We start from the raw sequence: 26,398 nt of genomic DNA, 5'->3' as shown, positions 1-26,398 counted from the left end.
GCGGGCCGTTTCTCGCAGGGTGGTATAGGTTTGGTGGGTCGGCGCCGCAGGCGAGTCGGCCGAGTCCGACAGACGTAACTCCGACGCGACGGTAGTCTTGCGTGATGCGCGAAACACTACGGTCGGCGGTAACGCTCGGAGTCGTCCTGTTCGTCCTCGTGGAACTCGCCGCGCTCGTCGAGTGGGCGTCCAACGAAGGGTCCATCTGACCTCGCTCCGCTCGTCTTCCGGAGTGAAGGGGCTGCAGTCACGGACTTGCACCTCGCGGATTGCTCGGCGCAAAATGCAGTGGGTCCGGGCGGATTCTCACCGGGGCGAGACGGTCCTGCTCGCCTCGCTTCGCTCGGCTGTGCGGGCTGCGACTCGCAGGGTTCGAATCGCCCTCCCGTCAGAGATTCGACTGCTCACTTCGTTCGTAGTCAGAATCTATGGGTCCGGGCGGATTCGAACCACGGTCGTTCCGCTACGCTCCACTCCTTGTTTCGAATCCTCGAAAGACCATTCGACGGCGTAGGCTCCTCGCTGCGCTCGTCGCCGTTACGCCGTCAGAGGTGGGTCCGGGCGGATTCGAACCACCGACTTCGGCCTTGTAAAGGCCGCGTCATAACCAACTAGACCACGGACCCGGTACCGGGACAAAGCCCCTCGCCGAAAATAACTGTTGCCTTCTCGGTCGCCTTCCGTAACCACTACCACGCGGCCGGCCGACCTTCGACCATGGACGAACGCGTCGAGTCGCTCGCCGAGCGGGACGGCTGGCAGGCCGAGGGGTTCGCCGCCCGGGTCCACTACAGGGGCGGCGACGACCACTACAGCATCGAGTACTACGCGCCCAGCGACTGCATCGTCTACTGGAAGGTGAAGGGCGACGGCGAGACCGCGGTCCCGGTCGGCCGCGACACCGTTCCCGACCCCCTGCGCGACCGGATACGCCAGGATCTGGCCGAGTCCGGCGTCGACCCCGAAGTGGAGTCGCGGTCGCTGTAGGTCGCCGTCGGCCGCGTCGCTTCTACAGCCACGGAGGGTGGCGGTACTCGCTCACACACGACCGATATCAATAAGTTCAGCCTCTCCTTCACTTCGAAGTCCGATGACCGAGTTCGACGCGACGACGCCCGTGTTTCGGTTCGAAGGAAAGTTTTTCAACTGCCGAACCACTCCGGAGTGATAATGAGTTTCACCGACGAGGAAGACGACCCGTTCGAGGAACAACGGGAGCAGGCCGAGAACCCGATGAAGCGGCTGTTCCTCGAGTACGGGTCCGACAACGGGCTCGCGTTCGTCACCGGGGTACTGGCGAGCGTCTTCGCCCGGGTGCTCAATCTCCTCCCGCCCATCATCCTCGGCGTCTCCATCGACGCGCTGTTCGCCGAGGGCTCGGGACAGATACCGTACCCCGAGGCGCTCGCGAGCCAGGTGCCGTTGCTGTCGGAGAGCTTCGCGACCGACGTCGCGCCGGCGGCCGCGACCGGCCAGTTCTGGTTCTCGGTGGGGGTCATCGCCGCGGCGTTCGGGTTCGGCGCGGCGTTCCACTGGGCGCGCAACTGGGGCTGGAACTCGTTCGCCCAGAACATCCAGCACAGCATCCGGACCGACACCTACGACAAGATGCAGCGGCTCAACATGGACTTCTTCGCCGACAAGCAGACCGGCGAGATGATGTCCATCCTGAGCAACGACGTCAACCGGCTCGAGCGGTTCCTCAACGACGGGATGAACTCGGCGTTCCGGCTTGGCGTGATGGTGCTCGCCATCGCGGCCATCCTCTTCGCGACGAACTGGCAGCTCGCCCTGGTCGCGATGGTGCCGGTGCCCCTCATCGCCGTCTTCACCTACAAGTTCGTCGAGATCATCCAGCCGAAGTACGCCGACGTGCGCTCGGCGGTCGGCAAGGTCAACTCCCGGCTGGAGAACAACCTCGGCGGCATCCAGGTCATCAAGACGTCCAACACCGAGACCTACGAGTCCGACCGGGTCGAGGACGTCTCGAACGAGTACTTCGACTCGAACTGGGGCGCCATCGTCACCCGCATCAAGTTCTTCCCCTCCCTGCAGATCCTCTCGGGGCTCGGGTTCGCACTCACGTTCATCGTCGGCGGCCTCTGGGTGCTCAACGGCGAGGGGCCGTGGTTCTTCACCGGCGAGCTCTCGGCCGGGAAGTTCGTCACGTTCATGCTGCTGACCCAGCGGTTCATCTGGCCGATGGCCCAGTTCGGCTCCATCATCAACATGTACCAACGCGCGTACGCGTCGAGCTCGCGCATCTTCGGGCTGATGGACGAGCCCAGCCGCATCAAGGAGGACCCCGACGCAGACGAACTCGTGGTCGAGGACGGCGAGGTCGTCTACGAGGACGTGACCTTCGGCTACGACGAGGAGGAGACCATCGTCGACGACATCAGCTTCGAGGTCGACGGCGGCGACACCCTCGCGCTGGTCGGCCCCACGGGCGCCGGCAAGTCGACGGTCCTGAAACTGCTGCTCCGGATGTACGACGTCGACGACGGCGCCATCCGCATCGACGACACCGACCTCCGGGACGTGAGCCTGCCGAGCCTCCGGCAGGCCATCGGCTACGTCAGCCAGGACACGTTCATGTTCTACGGCACGGTCCGGGAGAACATCGCCTACGGCACCTTCGACGTGGACGACGAGGAGATCGTCGAGGCCGCCAAGGCCGCGGAGGCCCACGAGTTCATCCAGAACCTCCCCGACGGTTACGACACCGAGGTCGGCGAGCGCGGCGTGAAGCTCTCGGGCGGCCAGCGCCAGCGCATCTCCATCGCCCGCGCGGTGCTGAAGGACCCCGAGATACTGGTGCTCGACGAGGCGACCAGCGACGTCGACACCGAGACCGAGATGCTCATCCAGCGCAGCCTCGACGAGCTCACCGAGGACCGGACCACGTTCGCCATCGCCCACCGGCTCTCGACCATCAAGGACGCCGACAAGATCGTCGTGCTCGAGGGCGGACGGATCGTCGAGCGGGGCAGCCACGACGAACTGCTGGAGAACGACGGGCTCTACGCCCACCTCTGGGGCGTCCAGGCCGGCGAGATCGACGAGCTCCCCGAGGAGTTCATCGAGCGGGCGGCCAAGCGCACCGCCAGGACCGACGCCGACGACTGACGCCGCTGTCGGTTCTCAGAACACCGTCTACCGCCGCCGGTACCGGTCGCCGCTCTTGTCCCGCTGGAAGTCCCGCTGACGGTCCAGTTTGCGGTCGAGCCGTCGCTCGTACTCGCGGGTCTCGCGCTCCCGGTCCGGCGACCGGGCGGGACTGTACTCCTGCTGGCGGCGCCGGTCGGGCTCCCGGCGGCCGGCGGGCTGGCCGCCGGAGTCGCCGCGCTCCTTGGGGCGACCGCCTGCCTCGCCGGGACCTCGCTGCTGACTCTCGGTCCGACCCGGACCGCCCGCCTCGCCGCGGCCGGCCTGTTCGCGCTGACCGCCCCGTTCGCCCCGACCGCCCGCGGGCTCGCGCTGCCCGGCTGACCCGCCGCGGTTCCGGTCCCAGTTCCGGTCGCGCGGGCCCCCGTACTTGGGCGGTCCGGACTTCCCCTCCCGGCGCTCGCCGGCCGCCGACCGACCGTCCCGGCCGCCGCGGTCGGTCCGCTCCGGGTTCCCCGAGAGGTCCGACGGTTCCCGCGGCGGCTGCGTGCGCTTCGGCGGGGCGGCGCTGCCCGGGCCGGCGTCGGTCTCGAGAGGCCGGCGACCCTCGTCCGGCGTCGCGTCCCTGGTTCCCGACGGGTCTCGCCCGCGGGCGACTTCGGGACCGCCGGGTCGCCCGTAATCCTCGGCGGCCTCGCCGGACGACGAGCCCGGTCGGCCACCTCGCTCGCCGGCGGACGTCCCCTGTTCGCCCGGCCCTCCGCCCCGTTCGCCGGACGGACCTCCCTGCCCGGGGGCGCCGCCATGCCCGGTCGGCGGGCGGGAGCCGTACCGGCGCGTCCGCCGGCCCGAGCTACCCTGCTCGCCCTCTCGGCCCCGGTCGGGCCCGCCGCGACCGGTCGGCGGCGAGCCGGCCGGAGCACCGCCGTTCCGCGGTCCGGCGTCGGCCTGCGGTCGGGCGTCGCCGCGTTCCGACCGCGCGTCACCGGTTCGGTGGGACCGGGACGCGGTCTCGCGGCCCGCGTTGCTGTAGGTGGACCCGTTCCCGTCCGTACCCCCGTCGCCGCTCCGCGTCGGATCTGGTGCGCCCGGTCGGTCCTCGGGGTCGAGCGCGCCCTCGTCGCCCGCCCCGGCGCGGTCCTCGCGGTGCTCGTCGTCGGTGTCGCCGTCGTCGGTAGCCATGGTTCGTTCGGAGTTGACCGATTCGGCGAATAAACCGGCGCGACCGTTCACATCGTTCGCGGCTCCGTCCGCCGGTTCAACGGGGCATTACGGAGACGGCGAGGGGAGTATGGGGTCGGCAAGTGACGGTACGGAGCCGGCGAGCGGGAGGGCGCGACCGACGAGGCGGAGGTGGAGGAAGAGTACGCAATCGACGGACCGAACTCGGCGGCCGGCGGTCACGCCGTGCCGCCCGGAACGTCTCGGCGGTCGGCGGACAGGAACTCGACGCCGTAGGTCCGGAGCCAGTCGAGCACCTCGCGGACCGCCTCCGGGTCGGCGACCCGGTAGGGCGCGTCGGTGTTCGGGTCGTCGCCGACCTTGATGCCGAAGCCCCGCTCGCGGTCGCCGAGGACGCCGAACGCGGCCTCGTCGGTGGTGTCGTCGCCGACGTAGACCGGGAACCACTGCTCGCCGTCGGGGACCAGGACGTCGTAGAGCTCCCGGAGCGCCTCGCCCTTGTCCCGCTCGACCGCGGGCCGGAGCTCCAGCACGTCCTTGCCGGTGGTCAGGTGCACGTCGTCGCGGACGTCGACCAGTTCATCGACCGCGTCCGCGACCCGGGCGACCTCGTCGTCGGCCACGAGCCGGTGGTGGACGGTCGCGGTCACGCCCTTGTTCTCGACGATGACGCCGTCGACGTCGGCGAGCCGGTCGCGAAGCTCGTCGGAGATGGCCGCGATGTCCTCCTCTGCGTCGCTGGCGGTCGGGTGGACGCGGTACTCCTCGGCGTGGATCTCGAGGCCGTGGTTGCCGGCGTATGACGCCTCGGGAACGTCGACCCGGTCGCGCACGTCGGCCAGTTCCCGGCCGCTGACGACCGCGACCTCGACGTTCGGCTCCTCGGCCAGCGCGGCGACCGCCTCTCGGGTCGGGTCGGGAATGGCGGCGGCGTCGGGCCGGTCCTCGATGGCGGCCAGGGTGCCGTCGAAGTCGAGCGCGACCAGCAGGCCGTCGTGGTCGACCAGCCCCTCTACCACGGCGTAGAGGTGCTCGCGGAGCGGGTTCGGGAGTTCGAGGCCCGGGTCGATCGCGGCGTCGGTACTTGCGTCCGAGTCGGTCCCGTCGCGGTCTGAGTCGGTGGGGTCAGCCATCGGTGGATGTGTGGATGGGGTCGTTCGCCCGCGTCAGTCGTCGGTCGGACTCGGCCGGCTCTGCTGGAGCGAGCGCCGGCCGCGGTCCACCGCGGCGGCGGTCTCGAACGTGGCCTCGAGCCACTCGTAGACGTCCTCGGCGTGGACCTCGCGCTGGAGATCGGCGACGCGCCGGCGGCGCTCGGCGCGGGACAGCGACAGCGCCTCGCGGATCGCGTCGGCGAAGCCCGCGGTGTCGTACGGGTGGACCAGGACGGCCTCGTCGCCCAGCTGTTCGGTCGCGCCCGCGAGTTCGCTCAGCACGAGCGCGCCGGGGTCGCGGGTCTGGGCCGCGACGAACTCCTTGGCGACCAGGTTCATCCCGTCCCGGACCGGCGTCACGAGGCCGAGGTCGGCCTCCCGGTAGAGCGCGGCGACGCCGGCCTCGGGCAGGTGGTCGGTGGTGTAGACCACGGGCGTCCAGTCGTCGGTGCCGAACCGGTCGTTGATCCGGTCGACTTCGGCGGCCACGCGGTCCCGGAGCGCGTCGTAGGCCGGGATGCCCGACCGGCTCTCGGTCCCCTTCTGGACGTAGGTGAGCTCCCCGCGCCACTCGGGGTTTTCGGTCCAGAAGCGCTCGAGCGCCGCCAACCGCTCCTCGATGCCCTTGGTGTAGTCGAGGCGCTCGACGCCCACCGCGAGCGCGTCGCTCGGGTCGATGCCGCGGGCCTCGCGGAACTCCGCCCACCACTCGTCGGCGGCGTCGGACTCGGCGAGGTCGGCCTGCCGGACGGCGTCGATGCCCAGCGGGAACGGCCGGACGAACGTCCGGTGGTCGCGGTACGAGACGCTCCCGCTGGCGCGGTCGACCCGGGCGTCAGTCTCGGCCTCGACGCAGTCGAGGAAGTTCCGGCAGTAGTCGTCGGTGTGGAACCCCACGAGGTCGTTGGCGAGCAGGCCGTCGAGCAGCGTCCCGGCCTGCGGGCAGGTCCGGAACACGTCCCGGGAGGGCCACGGGATGTGCCAGAAGTGCATGAGGAACGCGTCGGGCCGGTCGTCCCGGACCCACCGCGGGGCCAGCGAGAGGTGGTAGTCCTGGAACCAGACCACGGGGTCGCGGTCGGCGGCCGACAGCACCGCCTCGGCGAAGTCGGCGTTGGTCTCGCGGTAGGCCCGCCAGAACGACTCGCGGACGTCCATCTTGGCGGTGTCGAGGTGGCAGAGCGGCCAGAGCACCCGGTTGCTGTACCCCCGGTAGTAGCGCTCGACCTGGTCGTCGGTCAGCCAGACCCGCCGGAGGTCGTACGAGGGGTCCTCGGGCGGGACGGCGACGGCGTCGTCCGGCCCGACGACCTCGCGGTCGGCGTCGCCGTCGCCCCACGCGACCCACGTCCCCTCGACGGCCTGCATGACCGGGTCGAGCGACGCGGTGAGGCCCCCCGCCGGACGGTCGACCGTGATGGGGTCGGCCCCGGAAGTGGCGGTCCCGGCGTCCTCCGTGTCGGCGCCGGAGTCTCCGGCGGCGTCGGCGTCCCCGGCGCCGTCCGCGTAACTGTGGCTGTACGGCTGGCGGTTCGATACGACGACGAGCTCGCGGTCGTCACACAGCGATGCGACGGTCTCGGCGGCCGAATCGGCTGTCGCCCCTGTCTCGTTTGCGGTCATCCTGGAAGTGTCTCTCCTGTCGCCCTCGGCGGGCGCGTTCGCCCGCCGTCGGCGAGGTCTGCTGTTCGAAAAATGCCGATACGTCCTGATAATGTAGTCGGCCGTTCAGGTTCGTTCACGACAGTTCCGACCGCGGAACGGTCGCCTACGTTCCGACCGTCTCGAGCCGACGAGATTCAGGCCGCGTTTGTCGCGGAGTAAGCCCCGATTACCATTTGATTCCTGGGCGTGCGAGGAGAAAACTCTCGCCCGGGGCGGCGGCGTCGGTCAGAACGAGACATCGCTCGGGGTCGACGCGAACGAACCGCGGTCGGTGTACCCCCTCCGACCGACCGCCCCGCCGCCGACCGCGTTCAGTACGGCCTGCCTGACCGCCGCCGGCGAGTCGCAGGTGTCGTCTATCGGGCCCAGCAGCGCGGCCAGCGACTCCGAGCCGCCGGCGTACTCGACCTCGTACTCGCCGTAGGCGTCGGCGATCTCCCCGGTGGTCGCGGGGTAGTCGTGGCCGTCGATGCGGTCGGCCAGTTCGCCGAACTCGACTCCCATCTCGCGGTTCGAATCTGTCACGGTCGTTCATTCGAGACTCGGCCGGATAACCCCGGCGGCCACCCCCAAGCGGGGCGAAACTTCCCGCGCGCTGTCGTGTACTGGGAGTCGCGTCGCGTAGCCCGTTCGGAGCGAGCATCGCGGACGGGAGCGGACTTCGCGTGCAGTGGGGCAACGATTAACATCCGCGCGACCGACTCGCGGGTATGGACGTCGCAGTCGTCGGGGGCGGCATCGTGGGGCTCGCGAGCGCCTACTACCTGGCCGAGCGCGGGGCCGACGTCACGGTCTACGAGAAGGGGTCGCTGGGAAACGGCAGCACCGAGCGGTCGGTGGGCGGCATCCGCGCCCAGTTCTCCACGCCGGTCAACGTCGACCTCTCGCTGGAGAGCATGGACGTCTGGGAGTCGTTCGAGTCGACGTTCGGCACCGACATCGCCTACCGTCGGCCGGGCTACCTCTTCGCGGCCCGCGAGCCGGCGACCGCACGCGCGTTCGAGGAGCAGGTCGCCATGCAGAACGACCGGGGCGTCCCGAGCGTCCTGCTCGACCCCGAGGAGGCGACCGAGCACTGCCCCGGGCTCCGGGCCGACCAGTTCGTGGCCGCGACCTACTCGCCGACCGACGGGTTCGCCGACCCGCACCTCGCGCTCCAGGGGTTCGCCGCGGCCGCCCGCGAGGCCGGCGCCGAGATTCTGACGCAGACCGACGTGACGGCCATCCACCGCGAACGCGGTACCGGGGCGAGCGACGACGCCGTGACCGGCGTGACTGCCGACGGTGAGAGAAGCGACGCCTCTCGAACGTCGAAAGACGAGCGGAGCGAGTCTTTCGGAAGCGAACGCCGCGACGTCGACTTCGTGGTCAACGCCGCGGGCCCGTGGGCGCGCCGGGTCGCCGCGATGGCGGCCGTCGAGATCCCGGTCGCACCGAAGCGCCGCCAGATGGCCGTCGTCGACCCCGAGACGCCGGTCCCCGAGGACGTGCCCCTCACCATCGACCTCGACACCGGGTCGCACTTCCGGCCCGAGCGCGAGGGCGCGGCGCTGGTCGGCGGACACTTCGAGAGCGAGGAACCCCGTTCCTCGGACCGTGCAAGCGGGCAGAGCCCGCGAGCAGACGGGGAGGAACGACCCGCGAGCGACACCGGTGGAGGGGCCGACCCCAACCGGGACCCCGACGGCTTCGACCGCAAGATGGACCTCGACTGGGCCGCCGAGGCCGTCGAGCGCGCGGGCGACTGCGCGACCTACTTCGGCCCCGACTCCGAACTCCGCCGGGGCTGGGCCGGGCTCTACGCCGTGACGCCCGACCACCACCCCATCGTCGAGGAGACCGTGCCGGGGTTCGTTCAGGCGGTGGGGTTCTCGGGCCACGGCTTCCAGCACGCGCCCGCGACCGGCCAGCTGGTCGCCGAGCTGGTGCTGGACGGCGAGGCGTCGCTGGTCGACGTCTCGGCGCTCGGGAGCGACCGGTTCGAGCGCGGCGACCTGCTCGAGGAGCGGAACGTCGCCTGACGCCGAATACCAAACGACGAGAATCGATCATACGGCGCAGTGACCGTCAGCCCTCCGTCGCCGCGACGTAGAGGTCGTAGAGCTCCGAGACGACGAGCAGGGCGCCGGGCACGATGACCAGCAGGAGGAGTCCGAGCGACGACTGGGCGAACGAGACGACGCGACCGACGAACGGGATGTGGAACATGACCCGACCCTCGACGTTCGACGCGGGGACGAGCGCGGCGTCGGCCTCCTCGTTGGCGTCGCCCTTCGTCCGGAAGTGGCGCTCGCCGTCCCGACTGGTCACCCCAACGACCCGGTGGGTCACGCGGTTCACGTCCGCGAGCTGGTGACCCGACGGGGGCTGGTAGGTGACGACGTCGCCCTCCTCGACGTTGGCGGGCGAGACGTCGTTCACGACGACCACGTCGCCGGCGTGGATGGCCGGCGACATGCTGCTGGAGAGCACCACGTAGCTCGCGTCGGCGCCCACGACCTGCGGCACGGCCGTGACGACGAAGGGGGCGACGAGGGCGACGAGGACGACGAGCCCGAGCACTCGGAGTGCTTTCCGGCGGTTCATCGACGATGCGCTTAGCGTGTCTCGGAGGGTTTCTCGGTTCATATGTCAGTGACTATGGATTGGAGGTCGTCGTGGAAGTGGGAGATGACGTCGGCTCGGTCGTAGTCGTCGTCGCTTCGGTCGTGGTAGTGGTCTCAGTGGTCGTCGTTGTCGTGTCCGTCGTGGTTTCGGTCGTCGTCTCAGTTTTCGTCGTGGTGTCCTCTGTCGTTGTAGGTGTCCCAGTCGTCGTGGTGGTACCGGTCGTCGTTGACGTAGTAGTCGTATCCTTCGTCGTCGTGGTCTCGGTGGTTGTCGTAGTAGTCGTGTTTTCGGTCGGTGTTGTCGTAGTCTCGGTCGTTTTCTCCGTCTGAGTGACCGCCGTAGTGGTCGCCTCGCCCGTCGAATCGTCCGAAGCGGTGGTATCGCTGTTCGGAGCCTCACTCAGTTCAGAGACACTTCCGCCGGGAGTCGCCGTAGCGGTATCGGAGAAGTTCCCGGCGGCCTCGATGGAGACCGACCCGTCCTCGCGGTCGGACAGCAGCCCGTAGGTGTACGCGCCGCTCGCGAAGGCGGCGACGACGACCACGACCCCTACCAGGGCCGCGATCCGGGTGAGCGACTGTTTTCCCTCCATCACGCCGTCACCTCGTTCGTACTACTACCGCGACCAATATTATCATTTTTCATGCCATTAGCCCGTGTACCCGAGGCGACTTCCGACGGCGAATCGAGACGCTGGGAGACGTCGTCATCGTCGAGGACGGTGAAGTCGAGGTCGAATGTCACGGAGTCGCTCTGGATCTCGTTGCCCACCGACGCGTCGACGCGCCACTCCGCGACGAACCGGACCGTCTCGTTGCTGTCGAGCGAGGTGTCGGGAGTCATCGTCCGGTCGGACTGGCTGGCGAGCGAGGCGTAGGAGGACTCGCCGCCGGCCAGGTACTGGACGGTCTCGCCGTCCTCGTCGACGAGCTTCATCCGGACGTCCAGCGCTTCGGCGAGTTCGCCCGTCGACGGCGAGTCGTCGACCTCGCGCTCGGGCTCGGTGAACCCGTTCTCCTCGTCCGACACGCTCTCGACGGTTACCCGGAGGACGCCCCCGTCCTCGCCGGTGTTCGTGACCGAGACCCGTCCGTGGCCCGAGCCGCCGGGGACGGCGTTCGTCACGCGGAGGACGGTCGGATCCTCGCCGTCTCCGCCGAGGCGTAGCGACGGGTGGGTGTCGTCCGTCGTTGTCGTTCCGGAGTCGCCAAACGCGAAGAAGTTGCTCTCCTCCTGGTTCGTCACGTTGAAGGCGTACTCGTCGGCGGTCGAGTTCCGGGCGAGTTCGGTCCCGTTCGGTCCGAACAGCACCGCAGTCACGGAGACGTACCCCTCGCGGGTCGCGGTCGCGCCGTCCTCGCCGACGGCGAACTCGCCGGCGCGCTCGCCCGCGGCGTAGACCAGTTCGGAACCGCCGAGGGCGTCCTCGACGGCCAGCGTCGTCCCGTTCGGAGCGACGGTGACCCGGCGGGACTCGCGCCACTCGGAGTCCGGCGTCCAGGTCTGGACGACGAGGGTGACGCTGGTGGCGTTCGAGCCCGCGGTCCAGTCGAGAGTTCCGGTGAGGTTCCCGGCGACGCGCTCGACCGACCCGTCCTCGGTGCTGACCGCGGGCGGGTCCGACGCCGACAGAGCCAGGGTGGCGTTCGGTGTTGCGGGCGTAGTGGTTGTCCCGGTGGTAGTCGTTCGGGTCGTCGCGGTCGGGTCGTCGTCATCGTCGGCGGTATCGCCGTCGGTCGGAGCAGTTGCCGTCGTCTGCTCGATGGTCGTCGGTGTCGCGGTCTGCTGCGGAGTGACCGTCGGGTCCGGAGGTGTCGGGGTGGGCGTCGCAGTCGGCGTCGGTTCGGGGGAATCGTCGGTGAGAGTGCCGGCGAGACCGAACCCGGCCCCGGCGACGACGGTTCCAGTGATGAGCACAACGAGGACCGTCTGGCGAGCGCCCATCTTGGTCAGTCGGGCGAGCAGTTCACGGAGCACGGTGACCACCCGAGCGAGCGGGACCGCGGTCGTTCGTTCTCGTCAAATCGGATCGAGTAGCGTCTCGTCGTCCGGTGAGGACCGCGAGACGGAGGACTGACGACCGTACCATCGACGCTGCGTCTTCGGCGGATTCCGACATGATTCGTGATGTCTCGGTTGTTGGGTTCGCTCAGACGGGTGACGGGGACTGAGACCGCTGGTCTCCCACGAAGGGAGGACCCACCGGCGGAGTCGAACCACCGGCGCCCGTTCGAGCGCGTTACGTGGGCGGGTCGGCGCCGCGGTCGCTACGGTTCGAGGTCGATAGTGAGCGACTCGCCGGTAGTCAGTTCCAGTCCGACAGCGTCGACCCTGCTGTCGAACGAGACGTTGTCGGCGGTGACCGAGAGCGTCCGAACGGTCATCCCGCCGTAGTCGACGGTCTCGCCCGAACTCGACCAGGTCACGCTTCCCGACTGGATTTCGGAAAGCGGGACGCTCTCGCTCGCGTTACTTCGGTTCTTGTCGTAGAACTGCAACTGGTTCGTCCCGCTCTCCGTCTGCCACTCGTTCCACTGGCCGGCCGGTGCGTTCCGATTCGCCGCGTACTTGGGGAGCGCAGTGAGCCGTTTACCGTACCACCCGTCGGGACTCGACGAACTCGCCTTCGTCGTGTAGATGTGGAGGAAGAAGTCGTGGTCGTTCGCGTCGAACGACTGGCTCTTCTTCGTGTGGTAGCTGATGGACGCGATCTCGTCGACCGTGAACTCGGGAAGCGAGTGGAAGTCGGAGAACTCACCGCCGAAGTAGAGCCGGCCGTGCTTCCCGGAGTCGTTCGTCCAGGAGCCGTCGCCCCACTTCGCATCCGAGGAGGTCAGCAGCGGGTTCTCCCCCGACGCGATCGCCGGGGAGTCGCCTGTGAGGACCAGGTCCGCGTTCGCCCGCTGCTGGAGGAGCTCGAACGTGAAGTCGGCCGTGAACGAATCGCTCTGAATCTCGTTGCCGACCGACGCGGGTACCGACCAGTCGAAGACGAAGTCGACGTCGTCGTTCCCGCTTCCGCTCGCCGCGAGTTCGTGGTTCGGGTTGTACTTCGCGCCGGCGAGTCCCGCGACGCCCGCGAGGTCCGCGTCTGCCAGAGACGTATCGATACTCCCGTCCTCGTCCGAATCCAGGCCGATTTCGACGTCGATGTTCTCGGCCAGTTCCCCGGACGTGGCGTCGTCGGAGTCCGGCTCGGGCTCGCGGACCTGCCCCTCCTCGTCCGCAGTCAGGGACACGCCGACGTTCAGGTAGCCCGGAAGGCTACCGGCGTTCGACAGCGAGATCGCTTCCGTCCCGGAGTCGGTCGGCTTGACGTCGGAGACCGTGAACGTCTCGACGCTAGAGCCGTCGGGTGTCAGATCGAGCGTCCCAGCACTCACGGTGTTTCCGGTGCTCTCCTCCGTATCGCTGAAGTACGCGAAGGTTCCGGCCCCCGCGCCGGCGCTCGCCACGCCGATCACTCCCAGACCGCCCAAGACCTTCCGCCGCGAGAGGTCGATGTTCTTGTCCGACATGATTTTTCACTCCCCGTTCGGGGAAGGACCCACCGGCGGAGTCGAACCGCCGCGGAGGCGACCGCGCGTGGGTCGGACTGTCGTCTCGGCGCGCCGCATCAGGGTTCGAGGTCGATAGACAGGCTCCCCTGTCCGGAAGTGAGTTCGAGGTTGATGTCGTCGAGGTGTCCCTCGAACTCGGTCTGTTTGCTGTTCGTGAGGACCGCGACGGCGAACACCTCGTCAGTGGACTGCCCGTAATCGGTGCCGTCGTGAGTGAATGGGTTGGTCTGCAGGTCCTGGAGAGTCCGGGGAGTAGTCGAGACGGTCTGGTTGTCCTCCAGATAGAAGTAGAGTTGATTGTCGGCCGACGGGTCGGTCGAGAACTCGTTCCACTCGTCCGGGGTCCACGAAGGATTCCCATCGTTGGCCTCCGGCGGAACCGCGGTCAGCCGTGCGTTGTAGAAGCTACCGAAGTCGGTCCCGTCGTTCTTGGGTGCGGTGAATATCTGGAGGAAGAAGTCCGACTCCACCTGGCTGTTCGAGTGGTTCATCCAGTAGCCGAGTTCGGCGATGTCGCCGACCGTAAACGTCGGCAGCGCGTGATAGCCGGAGAACTTACCGCCGAAGTAGAACCCTTCCTGTCCCGATGTCGTGGCCTGCCACGACCCGGCTCCGACGCGACTCTCCGCCGACTCGGGGGCGAAGCTCCCCGGAAAGCCCTTCGCGTCGCTATACGGGGAGTTGCCGGTGAGAACGACGTCGCTCCCGGCGGGCTCCTGTAGCAGTTCGAAGGTGGCGTCGAATTCCACGCCGTCGCCCTGTACGGCGTTCCCGGCGTCGGACGGGAGTGCCCAGTCGACGACGAAGTCCGCGCTACCGCCGTTGGCCGACAACGGGAGGTTCGGATTGTACTCGGCACCTCCGGTCCGTTCGACCGCTTCGTAGGGCTTGTCGGTCGTGTCGACGACGGGCACGTCGATGGCCCCGTCGCCGGTCGTGTCGAACCCGTATCTGACATCGAGGACGGCGCCGAGTTCGCCCGGGTCGCCCCCGTTTTCGCCGGAGGAACCTTCCTCGGGATCGATGACACCGTTCTCTCGATTGGAGATGGGAGCGACGTCGAAATTCAGATATCCACTGACGCTGCCCGCGTTCACCAACGTCGTCGAATCGCTGCCGGTCTCCCCAGGCGCGACGTCGTCGACACTGACCGTAGTCGTCGCCGATCCGTCGTTCCCGTCGGCAGTGAGGTTCAGCGTTCCCGCACTGATCGTGTTCCCCGTGCTGCTTTCGGTGTCACTGAAGTATGCGAACGTCCCCGCGCCGGCGCCGGCGCTCGCCACGCCGATGACGCCGAGGCTACCCAGAACCTTCCGTCGCGAAAGGTCGATGTTCTTGTCTGACATGGTTTGCCGAATCCCCCGCTCGGGGAGGGCCCACCGGCGGAGTCGAACCGCCGACGCCCGCGAGGGCGTGCTACCCGCGAGGGTCGAAGACACCCTGTCGGGTGTCAGTTGCTACAAGTCCTGGCCGGAGTCCTGGTGGAGGGCGAAGGTGACCGTGAGGTCGAACTCGTCGCCCTGGTAGTCGTTGTTCGTCCCGGAGACGGAGTTATCGAACTCCGAATCGTGGGCCCACCGGAACTCCAGCATCATCGACTCGGTTGCCTGGCTGTCACTCGGCAGGGACGTGAGGTCGTCGAGCGCCCCATCGTTCCCGCTCACAACGTCCCCGATGTCCACGATGCCGTTCCCATTGGCGTCGGACAGGTTCTGGAGGACGTTGGTGCCGTTGTAGGTGAACACGGTCACCTCGAACTGCTCGGCCATCCCCTCGGCGCTCGATGGCATCGTGTCCGCTTCGTTTGCACCGGTGGAACCGCCAGCCTCGCTCTCGTCGACGGCGAAGCTGATCTCGACGTGGTCGGACGACAGCGACCCCTCGTTCCGGAGCGTGAGGTCGCCCAGCACCGAGTCGCCGGGTTTGGCGTTCGAGATGGTCCACGTCCCCGACACGCCGTCACTGAAGTCTGCGCCGCTGTCACTGACCGTCAGGTCGAGCGTCCCGGCGTCGATGGTGTTTCCGGTGCTGCTCTCGGTGTCGCTGAAGTACGCGAACGTGCCGGCACCTGACGCTGCTCCGGCCCCGCCGATCGCGACCAGGCCGCCGAGGAGGCGTCGCCGGGTCAGTGACACGCTACTGTCGTCGTCGAACATGATTGGAATGCTCCCGTGGGGGAACGGAGTCTGTTAGGGGGAGCCGCCGCTCTGGACGAGCTTCATGTAGACGTCGATAGTCGCACTCTCTCCCTGGGCCTCGTTACCGACACTGGTCGGAAGTTCGAGTCCGATATCCCCGGTGACGTTGCTACTACCACCGATGTCCTGGCCGGTGTCCTGCCAGTTGGTCGGGGCATTAGTGAGGTCGATACTCCCCGAACCACCGTTGTCCACGTTCCAAGTTAGGTCAAGGTCGTCTTCGAGACCCTGACTGTCACCATCTCCATCGTTGCTCCCAGTGACGTCGAACTTGAGGTACAGGTCTCCACCGACCGTACCGTCGTTCGACAGATCGAGAGGGATGGACTTGGACCAGCCAGGTGCGACTCCAGAAACGTTCACGGGTGCAGTACTAATGTCGTCCCGCCCGTTCACCTTGAGGTTCAGCGTCCCTGCGGACACGGTGTTACCCTCACTGCTCTCGGTGTCGCTGAAGTAGGCCATCGTCCCTGCGCCCGTGGCCGCGGACGCAGCGCCGACGGTCACGAGTCCTCCCAGTACCTTGCGCCGCGACAGGTCGAATCCGCTGTTGTCGTCTTCGGTCATAGTTGTTCCACGACGGTCGCCCGTCGTCACTCACACCTTATCCAGCATCCACTCCATATATTCAGATGTTGACGGGTAAGCAGGTCGACCCTGTAGAGACGTATACACCCTCTGACATCGAGTCAGGAGTTCTATACAGGCCGTCAGGCACCGCCTGAATCGCGGTACTGGACCGGTTCGATTCGAAACCACGAGTTCGCCATCACGAACCGACCTTTCGTATGTAAACATTATATGATACGTAGGTCAGGCTTATGTGTCTGTAGAGACAGCCTAACGATATGTCAGTGGGTGGCAAACAAACACGTTCTCCGGAGGAGACCGAGGCCGACGAGCCGACGCGGGACGAGATCTTCGAGATCGTGAGCAACCAGCGCCGCCGCCACGTCGTCCACTACCTCCGGCAGCAGGACCGGCCGGTCGAACTCCGAGAGCTGTCGACCCACCTCGCGGCGTGGGAGAACGAGGATCCGCCGGCCGCGATCACCCACGACCAGCGCCGGCGGGTGTACACAGCGCTCCGGCAGAGCCACCTGCCGAAGATGGACGAGGTCGGCGTCGTCGACTTCGACGCCGACCGCGGGGTCGTCAGGCCGAGCGAGGGGATGGCGGACGTCGAACTCTACCTCGACGTCGTGCCCGAATCCGAGATTCCCCGCAGCGAGTACTACCTCGGGCTGGGAGCGGTGTGCGCGGCGCTGTTGACCGTGGCCTACGTCGACATCGTCCCGTTCGACATGCTCCCGGACATGGCCTGGGCGGGCCTGTGCGTCGCGGCGCTCGTCGCGTCGGGCGCGGTCGACACCTACTACGACCGGAAGCGCCGGCTCGGCGGGGAGGGGTCGCCGCCGGACGTCCCGGACATCGAGGAACCGGCGAGGGACCGGTAACGGGACGCGCCGAGGACCCCACAATGACCGACGGATTACCACCTACTCACCCCCTCTCGCTCGAACGCGCAGCGACGACCTACCGGGAGTTCGTCTGGCTGTGGATCGCGGCGACCAGCGGCTACGGCGTCGGCGACGTGGTCACGACCATCGCACTCGTGCGGTACCACCCGGTCGTCGCGGAGGGGAACCCGCTGCTCGCACGCCTTTTGAGCCGGTTCGGTCTCGGCGGGCTGGTCGGCGCGAAGCTCCTGGTGTTCGCCGTCTGCTTCGGCCTCAGTTTCTACGCGGTCCGCGTGTGGCGGGATCGCTTCGTCTACTACTTCGCTCCGCTCGTCCTGCTGCTGTTCGGCGTGTTCTTCACCGTCTACAACGTCCGCCTGATGCTCGGCTGAGCGGACGGAAGTAAGGTGTACGGGAGAGTGTGTTTTAAGCCGGACAGGGCCGAAAATGGATCGTATGCCGACCGATGACACGGACGCCGGCGATTTCGAGGGCTTCGGCGGTCGACACGTCCCCGAGCCCCTCGAGGAGCCCCTCGACCAGCTAGCCCAGGCGTTCGACGAAATCCACGACACCGACGCGTTCCGCGACCGGTTCCGGAGCTACCGCCGGGACTTCGCGGGCCGGCCTACGCCGCTGTTCCACGCCGAACGGCTCTCGGCGGAGTACGGCGTCCAGATCTACCTCAAGCGCGAGGACCTGCTCCACGGCGGCGCCCACAAGATCAACAACTGTCTCGGTCAGGCGCTGCTGGCCGAGGAGGCCGGGCGGACCCGGCTCATCGCCGAGACCGGCGCCGGCCAGCACGGGGTCGCCACCGCGATGGTGGGCGCGCTGCTCGGGCTCGACACCGAGATCTACATGGGGAAGAAGGACGTCGAGCGCCAGAAGATGAACGTCTTCCGGATGCGGCTGATGGGCGCGGAGGTCAACGAGGTCACCCGGGGCGGGTCGGGACTGGCCGACGCGGTCGACGCCGCCCTGGAGGACTTCGCCGCCAATGTCGAGGACACCCACTACCTGGTGGGGTCGGCCGTCGGCCCCGACCCCTTCCCGCGGATGGTCCGGGAGTTCCAGTCGGTCATCGGCCGGGAGGCCCGCGACCAGATTCGCGAGCAGGCCGGACAGTTGCCCGACGCCGCCATCGCCTGCGTGGGCGGCGGGTCGAACGCCATCGGGCTGTTCCACGCGTTCCGCGACGACGACGTCGACTTCTACGGCGCTGAGGGCGGCGGCGAGGGCGAGGGGTCGGGCAGGCACGCCGCACCGCTCTCGGAGGGCGAGGACGGCGTGATGCACGGGATGAGGACCCGGACCCTCGACGAGGACACCGAGGTCCACTCGGTGTCGGCCGGCCTCGACTACCCGGCGGTCGGGCCCGAGCACGCCATGTTCCGGGCGGTCGGCCGGTGCGACTACCGGGCGGTGCCCGACGACGACGCCCTGGCGGCGTTCCGCGAACTCTCGGAACTGGAGGGCATCATCCCGGCGCTCGAATCCAGTCACGCGGTCGCGCTCGCGAAGGAGGTCGCCGCGGGGATGGACGAGGACGACGTCGTCCTCATCAACCTGAGCGGCCGGGGCGACAAGGACATGGAGCAGGCCGCCGAGATGTTCGACCTCGGGGAGTAAGAGACCGCGACCGACCTACTCGCCCTCCGCGTCGTCGGCTTCGTCGCGGTCCTCGACGACCAGCGCGTTCCGGACGAGCGCGTCGGTGCCCCGGCGGAGGCGCTCGGACAGCGAGTTCGAGGAGACGCCGATTCTGTCGGCCAGGTCCGACAGCGAGACCGCGCGCGGAACCTCGAAGTAGCCCGCCCGCTGGGCGAGGACGAGGGTCTCGCGCTGGTTCTCGGTGAGTTCGTACGTCGCCTGTCGGGGGTCGGTCGGCCGGGTCAGTTGCTGGACCTCGAAGCTGACTCCCCGACGGGAGAAGTGGTCGCTGAACGCCTCGACCTGGGACTGGTCGGTGAACCGGATCCTGAAGAACCACCCGTCCGGGGCGGCCGACGCCTCGAGGATGGTGCCGTGCTGGTCGACGATCTCGTCGACGAGTTCGCCGACCGATTCGACCCACTTGATCTCGTACAGTCGGGTGCCGTCGAACGCGTCGACGACCGAGCGCTCGTCGACCGAGGGATCGTCGGCGAGCGCGTCCTCGAACGCCTCGAAGTCCCCGCCGGACGCCCAGGCGAACGGCATCACCCACTCCCTGCTGTGGGTGGCGAGACGTTCGACTTCGAGACGCATCTCCGGCGTCGCGGGGAACGTCTCCCCGAGCGCCACCGCGTCGAGCGGGACGGTGAAGTGAGCGACGATGCTCATTGTCCGTTTAACGGCGCGCGGCCGGACAAAGTGAACGGATTAGTTCGATTAAGCGGAGTTAGAACAGAAGGCGGAACAGGTCGGGTCGAAGCGAACCGGTTCGGAGAGTCCGTCAGAACTCGTCGAGACCCAGGTTCTCCCCCTGGTACGACCCGGCGTAGGTGCCCTCGTGGTCGGCCTCCGCGAGGACGAGCTGGGCGATCCGGGCGCCCGTCTCGAGTTCGATGTCGTGGTGGACCTCGAGCAGCCCCTCGCCCTTCCCCTCGTAGCCGGCGTCCCAGACCGCGGTGTTCAGCATGCAGGAGTTCCGGAGCAGCGACGACCGGGGATAGATGTAGCCGACGTGACCCTCCGGAATCCGGACGGTCTCGGCGTACTGGACGACGTAGCCGCCGGGCGTCAGGTAGTACGTCTCGGGCGCGTCGTCGGCGACCTGCTCGGTTTCGAGCTCCCGGCGGTCGCCGATCTCCTTGTCGTCCCGACCGATGCGGCCGGGTTCGCGCTGTTCGTACACAGCCGCGAGCGTGAGGTCGACGCCGTTGGGCTGGACCTGCTCGTCGTCGGTTTCGGTGACGTGTTCGGCCACGAACGGACCGCTCTCGAACATGTGGGTTGGGTTCCGCCGGGACATTATAGCGTTGGCGGAGTTGGACGGGCGTGCGACTTCCGACAGGTTCGCACAACTTTTGCCGGACGGCGGCGGGATTTACAACCCGGGTAATGAACGGAAACACGCGGGATTTATACGCTTGGAGGGTCGATATCCGGTCGATATGGGACAGACGCTAACGGAAAAAATCCTCGAGGACCACCTCGTCGAGGGCGAACTCGAGACCGGCGAGGAGATCGGAATCGAAATCGACCAGGTCCTCACGCAGGACACCACGGGGACGCTCGTCTGGCTCCAGTTCGAGGCGCTGGGCCTCGAAGAGGTCCAGACGGAACTGGCGGCCCAGTACTGCGACCACCAGACCTACCAGTTCGACTTCAAGAACACGGACGACCACCGGTTCCTCCGGTCGGCGGCGGGTACCTACGGCGCCCACTTCTCGCGGCCCGGCAACGGTATCTGTCACAACGTCCACAAGGAGAACTTCGCGGCCCCCGGCAAGACGATGCTGGGCAGCGACTCCCACACGCCGACGCCCGGCGGCCTCGGCGAGCTCGCCATCGGCTCGGGCGGCCTCGACGTGACGGTCGCGATGGGCGGCGGCGCCTACTACATCGAGATGCCCGAGGTCGTCAACGTCAGGCTCGAGGGCGAACTCCCCGAGTGGGCGACCGCGAAGGACGTCATCCTCGAGATGCTGCGCCGGCTCAGCGTGAAGGGCGGCGTCGGCAAGATCTTCGAGTACACCGGTCCGGGCGTCGAGAGCCTCTCGGTCCCCGAGCGGACGACCATCACCAACATGGGCACCGAGCTCGGCGCGACCTCCTCGATCTTCCCGACCGACGAGAACACCGAGGACTACCTCGAGCGGCTCGGCCGCGGCGAGGACTACGTCGAGGTCGGCCCCGACGAGGACGCCGAGTACGACGACCAGATCACCATCGACCTGAGCGACCTCGAGCCGCTCATCGCCGAGCCGTCGATGCCCGACAACGTCGTGCCCGTCCGCGAGGTCGCCGGCACCGACGTCGACCAGGTCATCATCGGCTCCTGCACCAACGGCGCCTACGAGGACATCCTCCCGGCCGCCAAGATGCTGGAGGGCCGCGAGACCAACAAGACGACCGAGATGATCGTCGCGCCCGGTAGCAAGCAGGCCTCCGAGATGCTCGCGAAGGAGGGCTGGGTCGCCGAGATGATGGCGGCCGGCGTCAACTTCTCCGAGGCGACCTGCGGCGCCTGCATCGGCATCGGTCACGTCCCGGCCAGCAACTCGGTGTCGCTCCGGACGTTCAACCGCAACTTCGAGGGCCGGTCGGGCATCGAGGACGACAACGTCTACCTCTGCTCGCCGGAGGTGGCCACCGCGGCCGCCATCAAGGGCGAGATCGTCGACCCGCGCGACCTCGCCGACGAGCTCGGCGACCTCGAGGACCCCGGCTTCGAGATGCCCGACCAGTACACGGGCAGCAAGGCCGACCTCATCGCGCCCGACGAGGCGCCCGACGACGAGCTCATCAAGGGCCCGAACATCGGCGACGTCCCGCTCAAGGACCCGCTCGAGGCCCAGCTCCGGGGGCCGACCCTCCTGAAGATGGAGGACAACATCACGACCGACCACATCATCCCGGCCACCTCGGACATCCTGAAGTTCCGGTCGAACATCCCGAAGCTCTCGGAGTTCACCCTCAGCCGCGTCGACGAGGACTTCGCCGACCGCGCGCTCGAGTCCGACGGCGGGTTCCTCGTCGCCGGCGAGAACTACGGCCAGGGGAGCTCCCGCGAGCACGCCGCGCTGTGCCCGATGTACCTCGGCGTGGAGGGCGTCCTCGCCCAGAGCTTCGCCCGCATCCACAAGGCGAACCTGTTCAACTTCGGCCTCATCCCGCTGACCATCGACGAGGACACCTACGAGAAGATCGAACAGGGCGACGACATCGAGATCGTCGACGACGTCGCCGAGGCGGTCCGCTCCGGCCAGGAGGAGTTCACGGTCCGCGTGAACGACGACTGGGAGGCGACGGCCCACCTAGACGCCTCCGAGCGCGAGCGCGAGATCCTCGCGGACGGCGGCAAGCTGCCCCACACGAAGAAGCAGGCCGAGTCGGGCGGTAGCTCCGGCGCGACTCCCGCGGACGACTAAGAAGCCCGTTCCTTCTTTCGTTTTTTCGCGTCCCCGTCAGCCGGTGGTGTATCGCGCATCTTCACGTCCGACCGGAGTACCAGCTACTGTACCGCGAGCGAGGAGCGGAGCGACGAGCGAGCGAACCAAGGAATCCCTCGAACGAGGTCCGAACGCAGTGAGGACTGAGTGAGAGGGTGACGCAGTGTCTGCGTGAACGGAGTGAACGCAGGCTCGGGAGAGCTACGGTCTCCCGGTGTTTCTGGTCGAGCTTTTGCAAGGGAGCGCCTCCTGGGGCGCGACCGCTGGAAAAGGTCGTAGTGTCGTATGCAAAAGTGGGGGTGGGTGGGGGAGATTTCGGGAGCTTGCACTTCCGGCCGGAAAGTGCATTTGGTTCTTATGAGTAGTACTACTAAAGAATTACGGGCTTCGGATCGGGCATGACACTCTTAAGGGTCGGGCGAGAATCCCGGACAGTGACAACCACCCACGCGGCGGACGGCGACGGCGTCCGGATCCGGGAGGCGGTCCAGGCCGACCTGCTCGCCGTTCTGCGCATCGAGCGCGCCTCGTTCGACCAGCCGTGGCCGTTCTCCGCGTTCGAGCGCTACCTGGGCGAGCCCGGGTTCCTGGTTGCGGTCGCAGGCGGGGACGGCCCTCCGTCCCCGCTCGACGGCGAGTCCGAGTCGGGTCCGAGTCCCGGCGAGGGCGTCGTGGGCTACGTCGTCGCGGACCTCGTCCGGAACCACGGCCGGCCGCTGGGCCACGTCAAGGACATCGCGGTCCACCCCGACCACCGCGGCGAGGGCGCGGGCGCGACCCTGCTGGAGCGGGCGCTCGGCGTGCTGGAGGCCCGGGGCGCCCGGAGCGTGAAGCTGGAGGTCCGGTCGAGCAACGACCGGGCGGTGTCGCTGTACCGGGACTTCGACTTCGAGTTCCTCCGGACCATCCCCCGGTACTACGACGACGGCGAGGACGCCCTCATCATGGTCGTGGACCTCGACGCGTAGGGTCGGCAGGGGACGAGCGACGAACGCCGGGGAACGTCGAGCGTGGCGCTTTTCGGCGCGGGCGACCTACGCCCGCCCATGGGATACGCCTGTCCGGTCTGCGAGACGCCCCAGTCCGACGCCGAACACCTCGCCAATCACCTCGCGTTCACGGCGATGCTCGGCGACGACGACCACGAGGCGTGGCTCGACGACCACGCGCCGGGGTGGCGCGAGCAGGGCGAGCACGAGCTCGCGTCCCGCGTCGAGGAGCGCGCCAAGGAGGTCGGGTTCCCGCAGGTGTTCGAAGATACGACGGGTCACGACCACGGCGACGAGCCCCGGGCGGGCGACCTCTTCGAGGACGAACTGGAGCGCGCCAACGCCCGCGGCCGGGGGTCGATGACCGGGGGCGGCCGCGGTGGCGGAACCGGCGCAGGCGCACTCGACGGCGAGGCCCAGGAGATACTCCAGGAGGCCCAGGAGATGACCGAGCAGCTACTGGACGACGCGGACGACGACGAAGGCGACGAGGAGACGGCCGACGAGCGCGACGAGTGACTTTCGGAGGGGCGAGAACTACCGGACTGTTCCACCGTCTGGGTGTCTGTGCGAGCGAATGCGAGCACAGGCTCGGAGGACGCGGTTTGTCCTCCGGTGGACTGAAAGGGGCCGCCCGGTCGCGTACAGTTTAGTCGCCTCAGCGACCCTATCCGAGGCGAACGGAGTGAGCCGAGGACATGTCGCCGAGCGACCGCGACCGGGCGGGGGCTTTCTAAACGCTCTTCCCCGCACTGATTCCGCCAGCAACTGCCCCAAGCCGTACTCGGCCTAGGACGAAAACCAGTAGTTCCCGGCCTCCGAACGCCCGCCCATGGAGACTCACGGCTTTCTCGCGCCCGCGACCGAGAGCGAGGCCCGCGAGCGCTACGAGGCTATCGGGCCGGCGGCTCAGACAGTCGTCAAGGAGACCGCGAAGGCGATGGCGTTCGACGCCGACGAGTACAACCGGCGCGTGACCGGCGAGGTGGTCGAGACCGCCCGCGACGCCCTGTTCGCGTCGCTGCTGGCGGTCCGGACCGGCACGCGCGAGGAGTACGAGGAGTGGCTGGCCGACCGCGACCGCGAGGTGCGCGAGGAGGGCTCGGAGAACGTCGACAACGTGGCGTGGCACGACGCGCTCGGTGAGACCGTGGTGGCCGCGACCTACCAGAACGAGGAGCGGGCCGCGGTGGCGACGTTGCGGCGCCAGGCGTTCGGGCGCGTGTATCGGGACCTGGTGCAGGGATAGGAGCTGCTACGGAATCTGTATCGGCTAATCGAGGCAGAGAGGTCGCATCAGTTGTACTGGGAGATGAGTCGAGAGAGCTAGCTGCTGCCGTCACCTATGTACCGCACAGCACCGCAACCGCAGACCTCACACCTCCCCAGCCTCCTCGCTCACTCCGTTCGCTCGTCCCTCGCACGGCGATGGCGCGGCCACTGACGGGCCGCGCCGGCGCGCGCCGACCAGCAGACTAACGGGTCGTCTCGGATCGGCTTCCACCCCACCCGCGAGTAGCCACGTTTTACCCCCTCGCAGCCGACACGGTAGCCATGAGCGAGGACTGGCGCGTCATCGAGTCGGTCGCGGAGTACGAGACCGGCTGGTACACCGGCGGCTACGACCTGGTGGAACAGCCCGACGGCTCGACGAAGAAGTACTACTGGGCCGAGCTCCCGCCCGCGGTCGTCATCCTGGCGGTGACCGACGGCCAGGTCGTCTTCGTCGAGCAGTACCGACCCGTCATCGGCGAGGAGTGCCTGGAGTGTCCGGCCGGCATCGTGGAGGACGGCGAGTCCTACACCCGGGCCGGCGCGCGGGAGCTCCGAGAGGAGACCGGCTTCGACCCCGCGGGCGTCAGCCTGCTGGAGGACTTCTACTGCTCGACCGGCGTGCTGCGCCACGAGCGGGGAATCGTCTTCGCCGAGGGGCTGACGCCGGTCGAGCGCGACCTCGACAGCAACGAGTTCCTCTCGGTCCGGGCGCTGCCGGTCGACGAGGCCCTCGACGCCGCGCGCGAGGCGCCGGCCAACGACGCCACCATCGAGGCGCTGCTGCTCGCCGAGAACGAGGGGTTGCTCTGAACTGAGCGGGAGAGGGACGCCGGGCGAGCGGTCACCGACTGGCCGCAATCCGCTCGCGAATCGCTGCCACGTACTCCTCGCGGTCGTACCCGATGCGGGGCAGCCAGACGTTCTGGTAGGAGGGATGCAGCACCGGGAGAACGGTCGTGCCGAACTCTGCCGACTCGACGGGGTCGAGCACGGAATCGAGGAACCCGTCGGGCAGCGCGTCGTCGCCCAGCACCGAGAGGGTGGCGTGCTTGCCGGTGGTCGCCACCGCCGCGGGGTCGACCCGCTCGATCTCGGTCGCGAGGTGGTCCCGGCAGTTCGCGCGCTCCTCGGCGGTCGGTTCGCGGTTGGTCGGCGTCCCGTTCTCGCCGGCCTCTCCGCCGTCCGGCGACTCCTCGTCCTCGGTCGCCGGAAAGCACTTGACGGCGTTGGTGAAGTACAGTTCCCCGGGCGCGAGGCCGGCGTCGGCGAACAGGTCCCGGACCCGTCGGCCGGAGTGCCGGGAGGTGTAGGCCATCCCGGTCCAGTTGCCGCCCCGCCAGCGGTCCGCGTCCGGCGCGCCGGACGCGGGCGCCTCGCCGACGACCACCACGTCGGCGTCGAGCGACCCGTTTCCCCACGCGATGCGCTCGCGCGAGTCGACCAGCGCGGGACACCGCGCACAGCCCGGTTCGAGGGCGTTGCGCGACTCCGGGTCGGGGAACTCGGCCATGTCGGGGACCGTGGCGCCGGACGGTACTGAATCTCACGCCCGCGGAAGCTATTTGTCGGTTCTCGCGCACCTCCGACCATGGACGGGACGAACGTCAGGCCGGCGACGACCGACGACGTCGGCGCCGTGCGCCGGGTCGCCCGCGAGTCGTGGCACGCCGCCTACGACGGCCTGCTGGGCGCGGAGACGGTCGACGCGGTAGTCGACGACTGGTACGACCCGGAGCGCCTGGCTCGGCCGGTCGAGCGCGAGGACGGCGTCTTCCTGGTCGCCGAAGCGGACGAATCGACCGACTCCGGCGTCGTCGGCTTCGCGCAGGGCGTGGTCGGCGACGGCGACGACCCGGCCGAACTCCCGCGCATCTACGTCAGCCCGGACCGGTGGGGCGGGGGCGTCGGGTCGGCGCTGCTCGCGCGCGTCGAGGACCGGCTGGCCGACCGCGGCGCCGACCGACTCCGCCTGGTCGTGCTGGCCGACAACGAGGTCGGCAACGGCTTCTACGAGAAGCACGGCTACCGCGTCGTCGGCGAGCGGGAGTCGGAGCTGGCTGGCCGGACGGTGACCGACTACGTCCGCGAGAAGGAGCTGTAG

At 68.3% G+C, this 26,398-nt stretch carries 26 protein-coding genes and 1 tRNA gene; 13 read left to right on the top strand and 14 right to left on the bottom strand.

Annotation, left to right across the window (positions count from 1 at the left end; all coding sequences use genetic code 11):
- Window positions 1–552: 552 nt before the first annotated feature.
- A tRNA-Val gene (locus DVR07_RS18530) sits at window positions 553–626 on the bottom strand.
- A 91-nt stretch (window positions 627–717) separates the two neighbouring features.
- Between DVR07_RS18530 and DVR07_RS18525 the strand changes: the two genes are divergently transcribed.
- The gene (locus DVR07_RS18525) at window positions 718–987 is read left to right on the top strand and encodes a DUF7538 family protein (protein WP_115798784.1); all 270 of its coding nucleotides are present in this window, start codon (window positions 718–720) and stop codon (window positions 985–987) included.
- A 183-nt stretch (window positions 988–1,170) separates the two neighbouring features.
- The gene (locus DVR07_RS18520; RefSeq protein WP_115798783.1) at window positions 1,171–3,129 is read left to right on the top strand and encodes an ABC transporter ATP-binding protein; all 1,959 of its coding nucleotides are present in this window, start codon (window positions 1,171–1,173) and stop codon (window positions 3,127–3,129) included.
- Window positions 3,130–3,156: 27 nt separating this feature from the next.
- Here DVR07_RS18520 and DVR07_RS18515 read toward each other — a convergent pair whose 3' ends face one another.
- From DVR07_RS18515 to DVR07_RS18500, 4 genes are all read right to left on the bottom strand, one after another.
- Window positions 3,157–4,290: a hypothetical protein gene (locus tag DVR07_RS18515; protein WP_115798782.1), complete on the bottom strand. Its 1,134-nt coding sequence runs from the start codon at window positions 4,288–4,290 to the stop codon at window positions 3,157–3,159.
- A gap of 218 nt (window positions 4,291–4,508) precedes the next feature.
- Window positions 4,509–5,423: a trehalose-phosphatase gene (gene otsB / locus DVR07_RS18510; RefSeq protein ID WP_115798781.1), complete on the bottom strand. Its 915-nt coding sequence runs from the start codon at window positions 5,421–5,423 to the stop codon at window positions 4,509–4,511.
- 33 nt (window positions 5,424–5,456) lie between these two features.
- Window positions 5,457–7,067, bottom strand: coding sequence for an alpha,alpha-trehalose-phosphate synthase (UDP-forming) (locus DVR07_RS18505; RefSeq protein ID WP_115798780.1), 1,611 nt, complete (start codon window positions 7,065–7,067; stop codon window positions 5,457–5,459).
- 267 nt (window positions 7,068–7,334) lie between these two features.
- A complete protein-coding gene (locus DVR07_RS18500) occupies window positions 7,335–7,634 on the bottom strand; it encodes a DUF5789 family protein (RefSeq protein WP_240318901.1) in 300 nt (99 codons plus the stop codon).
- A gap of 185 nt (window positions 7,635–7,819) precedes the next feature.
- Here DVR07_RS18500 and DVR07_RS18495 point away from each other — a divergent pair, with 185 nt between their 5' ends.
- Window positions 7,820–9,130, top strand: coding sequence for an NAD(P)/FAD-dependent oxidoreductase (locus DVR07_RS18495; protein ID WP_115798778.1), 1,311 nt, complete (start codon window positions 7,820–7,822; stop codon window positions 9,128–9,130).
- 46 nt (window positions 9,131–9,176) lie between these two features.
- Here DVR07_RS18495 and DVR07_RS18490 read toward each other — a convergent pair whose 3' ends face one another.
- Window positions 9,177–9,695: a signal peptidase I gene (locus tag DVR07_RS18490; RefSeq protein ID WP_115798777.1), complete on the bottom strand. Its 519-nt coding sequence runs from the start codon at window positions 9,693–9,695 to the stop codon at window positions 9,177–9,179.
- Between the two features lie 77 nt (window positions 9,696–9,772).
- Here DVR07_RS18490 and DVR07_RS18485 point away from each other — a divergent pair, with 77 nt between their 5' ends.
- Entirely contained in the window at window positions 9,773–10,045 is a 273-nt protein-coding gene (locus DVR07_RS18485; protein ID WP_115798845.1) for a hypothetical protein, read from the top strand.
- Between the two features lie 262 nt (window positions 10,046–10,307).
- Here the strand turns inward: DVR07_RS18485 and DVR07_RS21855 are convergent, their stop codons facing one another.
- The 5 genes from DVR07_RS21855 to DVR07_RS18460 form a co-directional block, all read right to left on the bottom strand.
- Window positions 10,308–11,693 carry a hypothetical protein gene (locus tag DVR07_RS21855; protein ID WP_162829626.1) on the bottom strand — a complete coding sequence of 462 codons (1,386 nt, stop codon included), beginning with the start codon at window positions 11,691–11,693 and terminating at the stop codon, window positions 10,308–10,310.
- Between the two features lie 290 nt (window positions 11,694–11,983).
- The gene (locus DVR07_RS18475; RefSeq protein WP_115798775.1) at window positions 11,984–13,234 is read right to left on the bottom strand and encodes a TasA family protein; all 1,251 of its coding nucleotides are present in this window, start codon (window positions 13,232–13,234) and stop codon (window positions 11,984–11,986) included.
- 98 nt (window positions 13,235–13,332) lie between these two features.
- Window positions 13,333–14,622, bottom strand: coding sequence for a TasA family protein (locus tag DVR07_RS18470; RefSeq protein WP_115798774.1), 1,290 nt, complete (start codon window positions 14,620–14,622; stop codon window positions 13,333–13,335).
- Between the two features lie 111 nt (window positions 14,623–14,733).
- A complete protein-coding gene (locus DVR07_RS18465) occupies window positions 14,734–15,432 on the bottom strand; it encodes a TasA family protein (RefSeq protein WP_115798773.1) in 699 nt (232 codons plus the stop codon).
- Window positions 15,433–15,465: 33 nt separating this feature from the next.
- Window positions 15,466–16,041 carry a TasA family protein gene (locus DVR07_RS18460; protein ID WP_115798772.1) on the bottom strand — a complete coding sequence of 192 codons (576 nt, stop codon included), beginning with the start codon at window positions 16,039–16,041 and terminating at the stop codon, window positions 15,466–15,468.
- A gap of 281 nt (window positions 16,042–16,322) precedes the next feature.
- Between DVR07_RS18460 and DVR07_RS18455 the strand changes: the two genes are divergently transcribed.
- The 3 genes from DVR07_RS18455 (at window position 16,323) to trpB (ending at window position 18,566) form a co-directional block, all read left to right on the top strand.
- On the top strand, window positions 16,323–16,931 hold the full coding sequence (locus DVR07_RS18455; protein WP_115798771.1) for a DUF7344 domain-containing protein: 609 nt from the start codon (window positions 16,323–16,325) through the stop codon (window positions 16,929–16,931).
- Between the two features lie 23 nt (window positions 16,932–16,954).
- Complete coding sequence (locus tag DVR07_RS18450) at window positions 16,955–17,326, top strand: hypothetical protein (RefSeq protein ID WP_115798770.1); 372 nt, start codon at window positions 16,955–16,957, stop codon at window positions 17,324–17,326.
- Between the two features lie 64 nt (window positions 17,327–17,390).
- Window positions 17,391–18,566, top strand: a complete 1,176-nt coding sequence (trpB, locus tag DVR07_RS18445) for a tryptophan synthase subunit beta (RefSeq protein WP_115798769.1) — start codon at window positions 17,391–17,393, stop codon at window positions 18,564–18,566.
- 15 nt (window positions 18,567–18,581) lie between these two features.
- Here the strand turns inward: trpB and DVR07_RS18440 are convergent, their stop codons facing one another.
- On the bottom strand, window positions 18,582–19,259 hold the full coding sequence (locus DVR07_RS18440) for a helix-turn-helix domain-containing protein (protein ID WP_115798768.1): 678 nt from the start codon (window positions 19,257–19,259) through the stop codon (window positions 18,582–18,584).
- Window positions 19,260–19,371: 112 nt separating this feature from the next.
- Window positions 19,372–19,890: a deoxyuridine 5'-triphosphate nucleotidohydrolase gene (locus tag DVR07_RS18435; RefSeq protein WP_115798767.1), complete on the bottom strand. Its 519-nt coding sequence runs from the start codon at window positions 19,888–19,890 to the stop codon at window positions 19,372–19,374.
- Window positions 19,891–20,032: 142 nt separating this feature from the next.
- Between DVR07_RS18435 and DVR07_RS18430 the strand changes: the two genes are divergently transcribed.
- The 5 genes from DVR07_RS18430 (at window position 20,033) to DVR07_RS18410 (ending at window position 25,107) form a co-directional block, all read left to right on the top strand.
- On the top strand, window positions 20,033–22,012 hold the full coding sequence (locus DVR07_RS18430) for an aconitate hydratase (RefSeq protein ID WP_115798766.1): 1,980 nt from the start codon (window positions 20,033–20,035) through the stop codon (window positions 22,010–22,012).
- A gap of 419 nt (window positions 22,013–22,431) precedes the next feature.
- The gene (locus tag DVR07_RS18425; protein ID WP_115798765.1) at window positions 22,432–23,001 is read left to right on the top strand and encodes a GNAT family N-acetyltransferase; all 570 of its coding nucleotides are present in this window, start codon (window positions 22,432–22,434) and stop codon (window positions 22,999–23,001) included.
- A 78-nt stretch (window positions 23,002–23,079) separates the two neighbouring features.
- Window positions 23,080–23,541 (top strand): DUF5810 domain-containing protein, encoded by a 462-nt coding sequence (locus DVR07_RS18420; protein WP_115798764.1) that lies wholly within the window; start codon window positions 23,080–23,082, stop codon window positions 23,539–23,541.
- A gap of 313 nt (window positions 23,542–23,854) precedes the next feature.
- Window positions 23,855–24,271 (top strand): DUF5809 family protein, encoded by a 417-nt coding sequence (locus DVR07_RS18415; protein WP_115798763.1) that lies wholly within the window; start codon window positions 23,855–23,857, stop codon window positions 24,269–24,271.
- A 305-nt stretch (window positions 24,272–24,576) separates the two neighbouring features.
- On the top strand, window positions 24,577–25,107 hold the full coding sequence (locus tag DVR07_RS18410) for an NUDIX hydrolase (RefSeq protein ID WP_115798762.1): 531 nt from the start codon (window positions 24,577–24,579) through the stop codon (window positions 25,105–25,107).
- Between the two features lie 31 nt (window positions 25,108–25,138).
- Here the strand turns inward: DVR07_RS18410 and DVR07_RS18405 are convergent, their stop codons facing one another.
- On the bottom strand, window positions 25,139–25,807 hold the full coding sequence (locus tag DVR07_RS18405; protein WP_115798761.1) for a uracil-DNA glycosylase: 669 nt from the start codon (window positions 25,805–25,807) through the stop codon (window positions 25,139–25,141).
- A gap of 78 nt (window positions 25,808–25,885) precedes the next feature.
- On the opposite strand from DVR07_RS18405, the gene DVR07_RS18400 reads away from it, so the two are divergent.
- Window positions 25,886–26,398: a GNAT family N-acetyltransferase gene (locus DVR07_RS18400; protein ID WP_115798760.1), complete on the top strand. Its 513-nt coding sequence runs from the start codon at window positions 25,886–25,888 to the stop codon at window positions 26,396–26,398.

Origin of the sequence: Halorussus rarus, from assembly GCF_003369835.1 — an archaeon.
GTDB classification, from domain to species: domain Archaea; phylum Halobacteriota; class Halobacteria; order Halobacteriales; family Haladaptataceae; genus Halorussus; species Halorussus rarus.
Note: the sequence above shows the minus strand (reverse complement) of the source record. Positions and strands in the feature narration are given on the sequence as shown.

Excerpts from the sequence above, each read along its gene's own strand:
- DVR07_RS18525 (WP_115798784.1), top strand. The coding sequence starts at position 718 with ATGGACGAACGCGTCGAGTCGCTCGCCGAGCGGGACGGCTGGCAGGCC.
- DVR07_RS18520 (WP_115798783.1), top strand. The coding sequence starts at position 1,171 with ATGAGTTTCACCGACGAGGAAGACGACCCGTTCGAGGAACAACGGGAG.
- DVR07_RS18515 (WP_115798782.1), bottom strand. The coding sequence starts at position 4,290 with ATGGCTACCGACGACGGCGACACCGACGACGAGCACCGCGAGGACCGC.
- otsB (WP_115798781.1), bottom strand. The coding sequence starts at position 5,423 with ATGGCTGACCCCACCGACTCAGACCGCGACGGGACCGACTCGGACGCA.
- DVR07_RS18505 (WP_115798780.1), bottom strand. The coding sequence starts at position 7,067 with ATGACCGCAAACGAGACAGGGGCGACAGCCGATTCGGCCGCCGAGACC.
- DVR07_RS18495 (WP_115798778.1), top strand. The coding sequence starts at position 7,820 with ATGGACGTCGCAGTCGTCGGGGGCGGCATCGTGGGGCTCGCGAGCGCC.
- DVR07_RS18490 (WP_115798777.1), bottom strand. The coding sequence starts at position 9,695 with ATGAACCGCCGGAAAGCACTCCGAGTGCTCGGGCTCGTCGTCCTCGTC.
- DVR07_RS18475 (WP_115798775.1), bottom strand. The coding sequence starts at position 13,234 with ATGTCGGACAAGAACATCGACCTCTCGCGGCGGAAGGTCTTGGGCGGT.
- DVR07_RS18470 (WP_115798774.1), bottom strand. The coding sequence starts at position 14,622 with ATGTCAGACAAGAACATCGACCTTTCGCGACGGAAGGTTCTGGGTAGC.
- DVR07_RS18465 (WP_115798773.1), bottom strand. The coding sequence starts at position 15,432 with ATGTTCGACGACGACAGTAGCGTGTCACTGACCCGGCGACGCCTCCTC.
- DVR07_RS18460 (WP_115798772.1), bottom strand. The coding sequence starts at position 16,041 with ATGACCGAAGACGACAACAGCGGATTCGACCTGTCGCGGCGCAAGGTA.
- DVR07_RS18455 (WP_115798771.1), top strand. The coding sequence starts at position 16,323 with ATGTCAGTGGGTGGCAAACAAACACGTTCTCCGGAGGAGACCGAGGCC.
- DVR07_RS18450 (WP_115798770.1), top strand. The coding sequence starts at position 16,955 with ATGACCGACGGATTACCACCTACTCACCCCCTCTCGCTCGAACGCGCA.
- trpB (WP_115798769.1), top strand. The coding sequence starts at position 17,391 with ATGCCGACCGATGACACGGACGCCGGCGATTTCGAGGGCTTCGGCGGT.
- DVR07_RS18440 (WP_115798768.1), bottom strand. The coding sequence starts at position 19,259 with ATGAGCATCGTCGCTCACTTCACCGTCCCGCTCGACGCGGTGGCGCTC.
- DVR07_RS18435 (WP_115798767.1), bottom strand. The coding sequence starts at position 19,890 with ATGTCCCGGCGGAACCCAACCCACATGTTCGAGAGCGGTCCGTTCGTG.
- DVR07_RS18430 (WP_115798766.1), top strand. The coding sequence starts at position 20,033 with ATGGGACAGACGCTAACGGAAAAAATCCTCGAGGACCACCTCGTCGAG.
- DVR07_RS18425 (WP_115798765.1), top strand. The coding sequence starts at position 22,432 with ATGACACTCTTAAGGGTCGGGCGAGAATCCCGGACAGTGACAACCACC.
- DVR07_RS18420 (WP_115798764.1), top strand. The coding sequence starts at position 23,080 with ATGGGATACGCCTGTCCGGTCTGCGAGACGCCCCAGTCCGACGCCGAA.
- DVR07_RS18415 (WP_115798763.1), top strand. The coding sequence starts at position 23,855 with ATGGAGACTCACGGCTTTCTCGCGCCCGCGACCGAGAGCGAGGCCCGC.
- DVR07_RS18410 (WP_115798762.1), top strand. The coding sequence starts at position 24,577 with ATGAGCGAGGACTGGCGCGTCATCGAGTCGGTCGCGGAGTACGAGACC.
- DVR07_RS18405 (WP_115798761.1), bottom strand. The coding sequence starts at position 25,807 with ATGGCCGAGTTCCCCGACCCGGAGTCGCGCAACGCCCTCGAACCGGGC.
- DVR07_RS18400 (WP_115798760.1), top strand. The coding sequence starts at position 25,886 with ATGGACGGGACGAACGTCAGGCCGGCGACGACCGACGACGTCGGCGCC.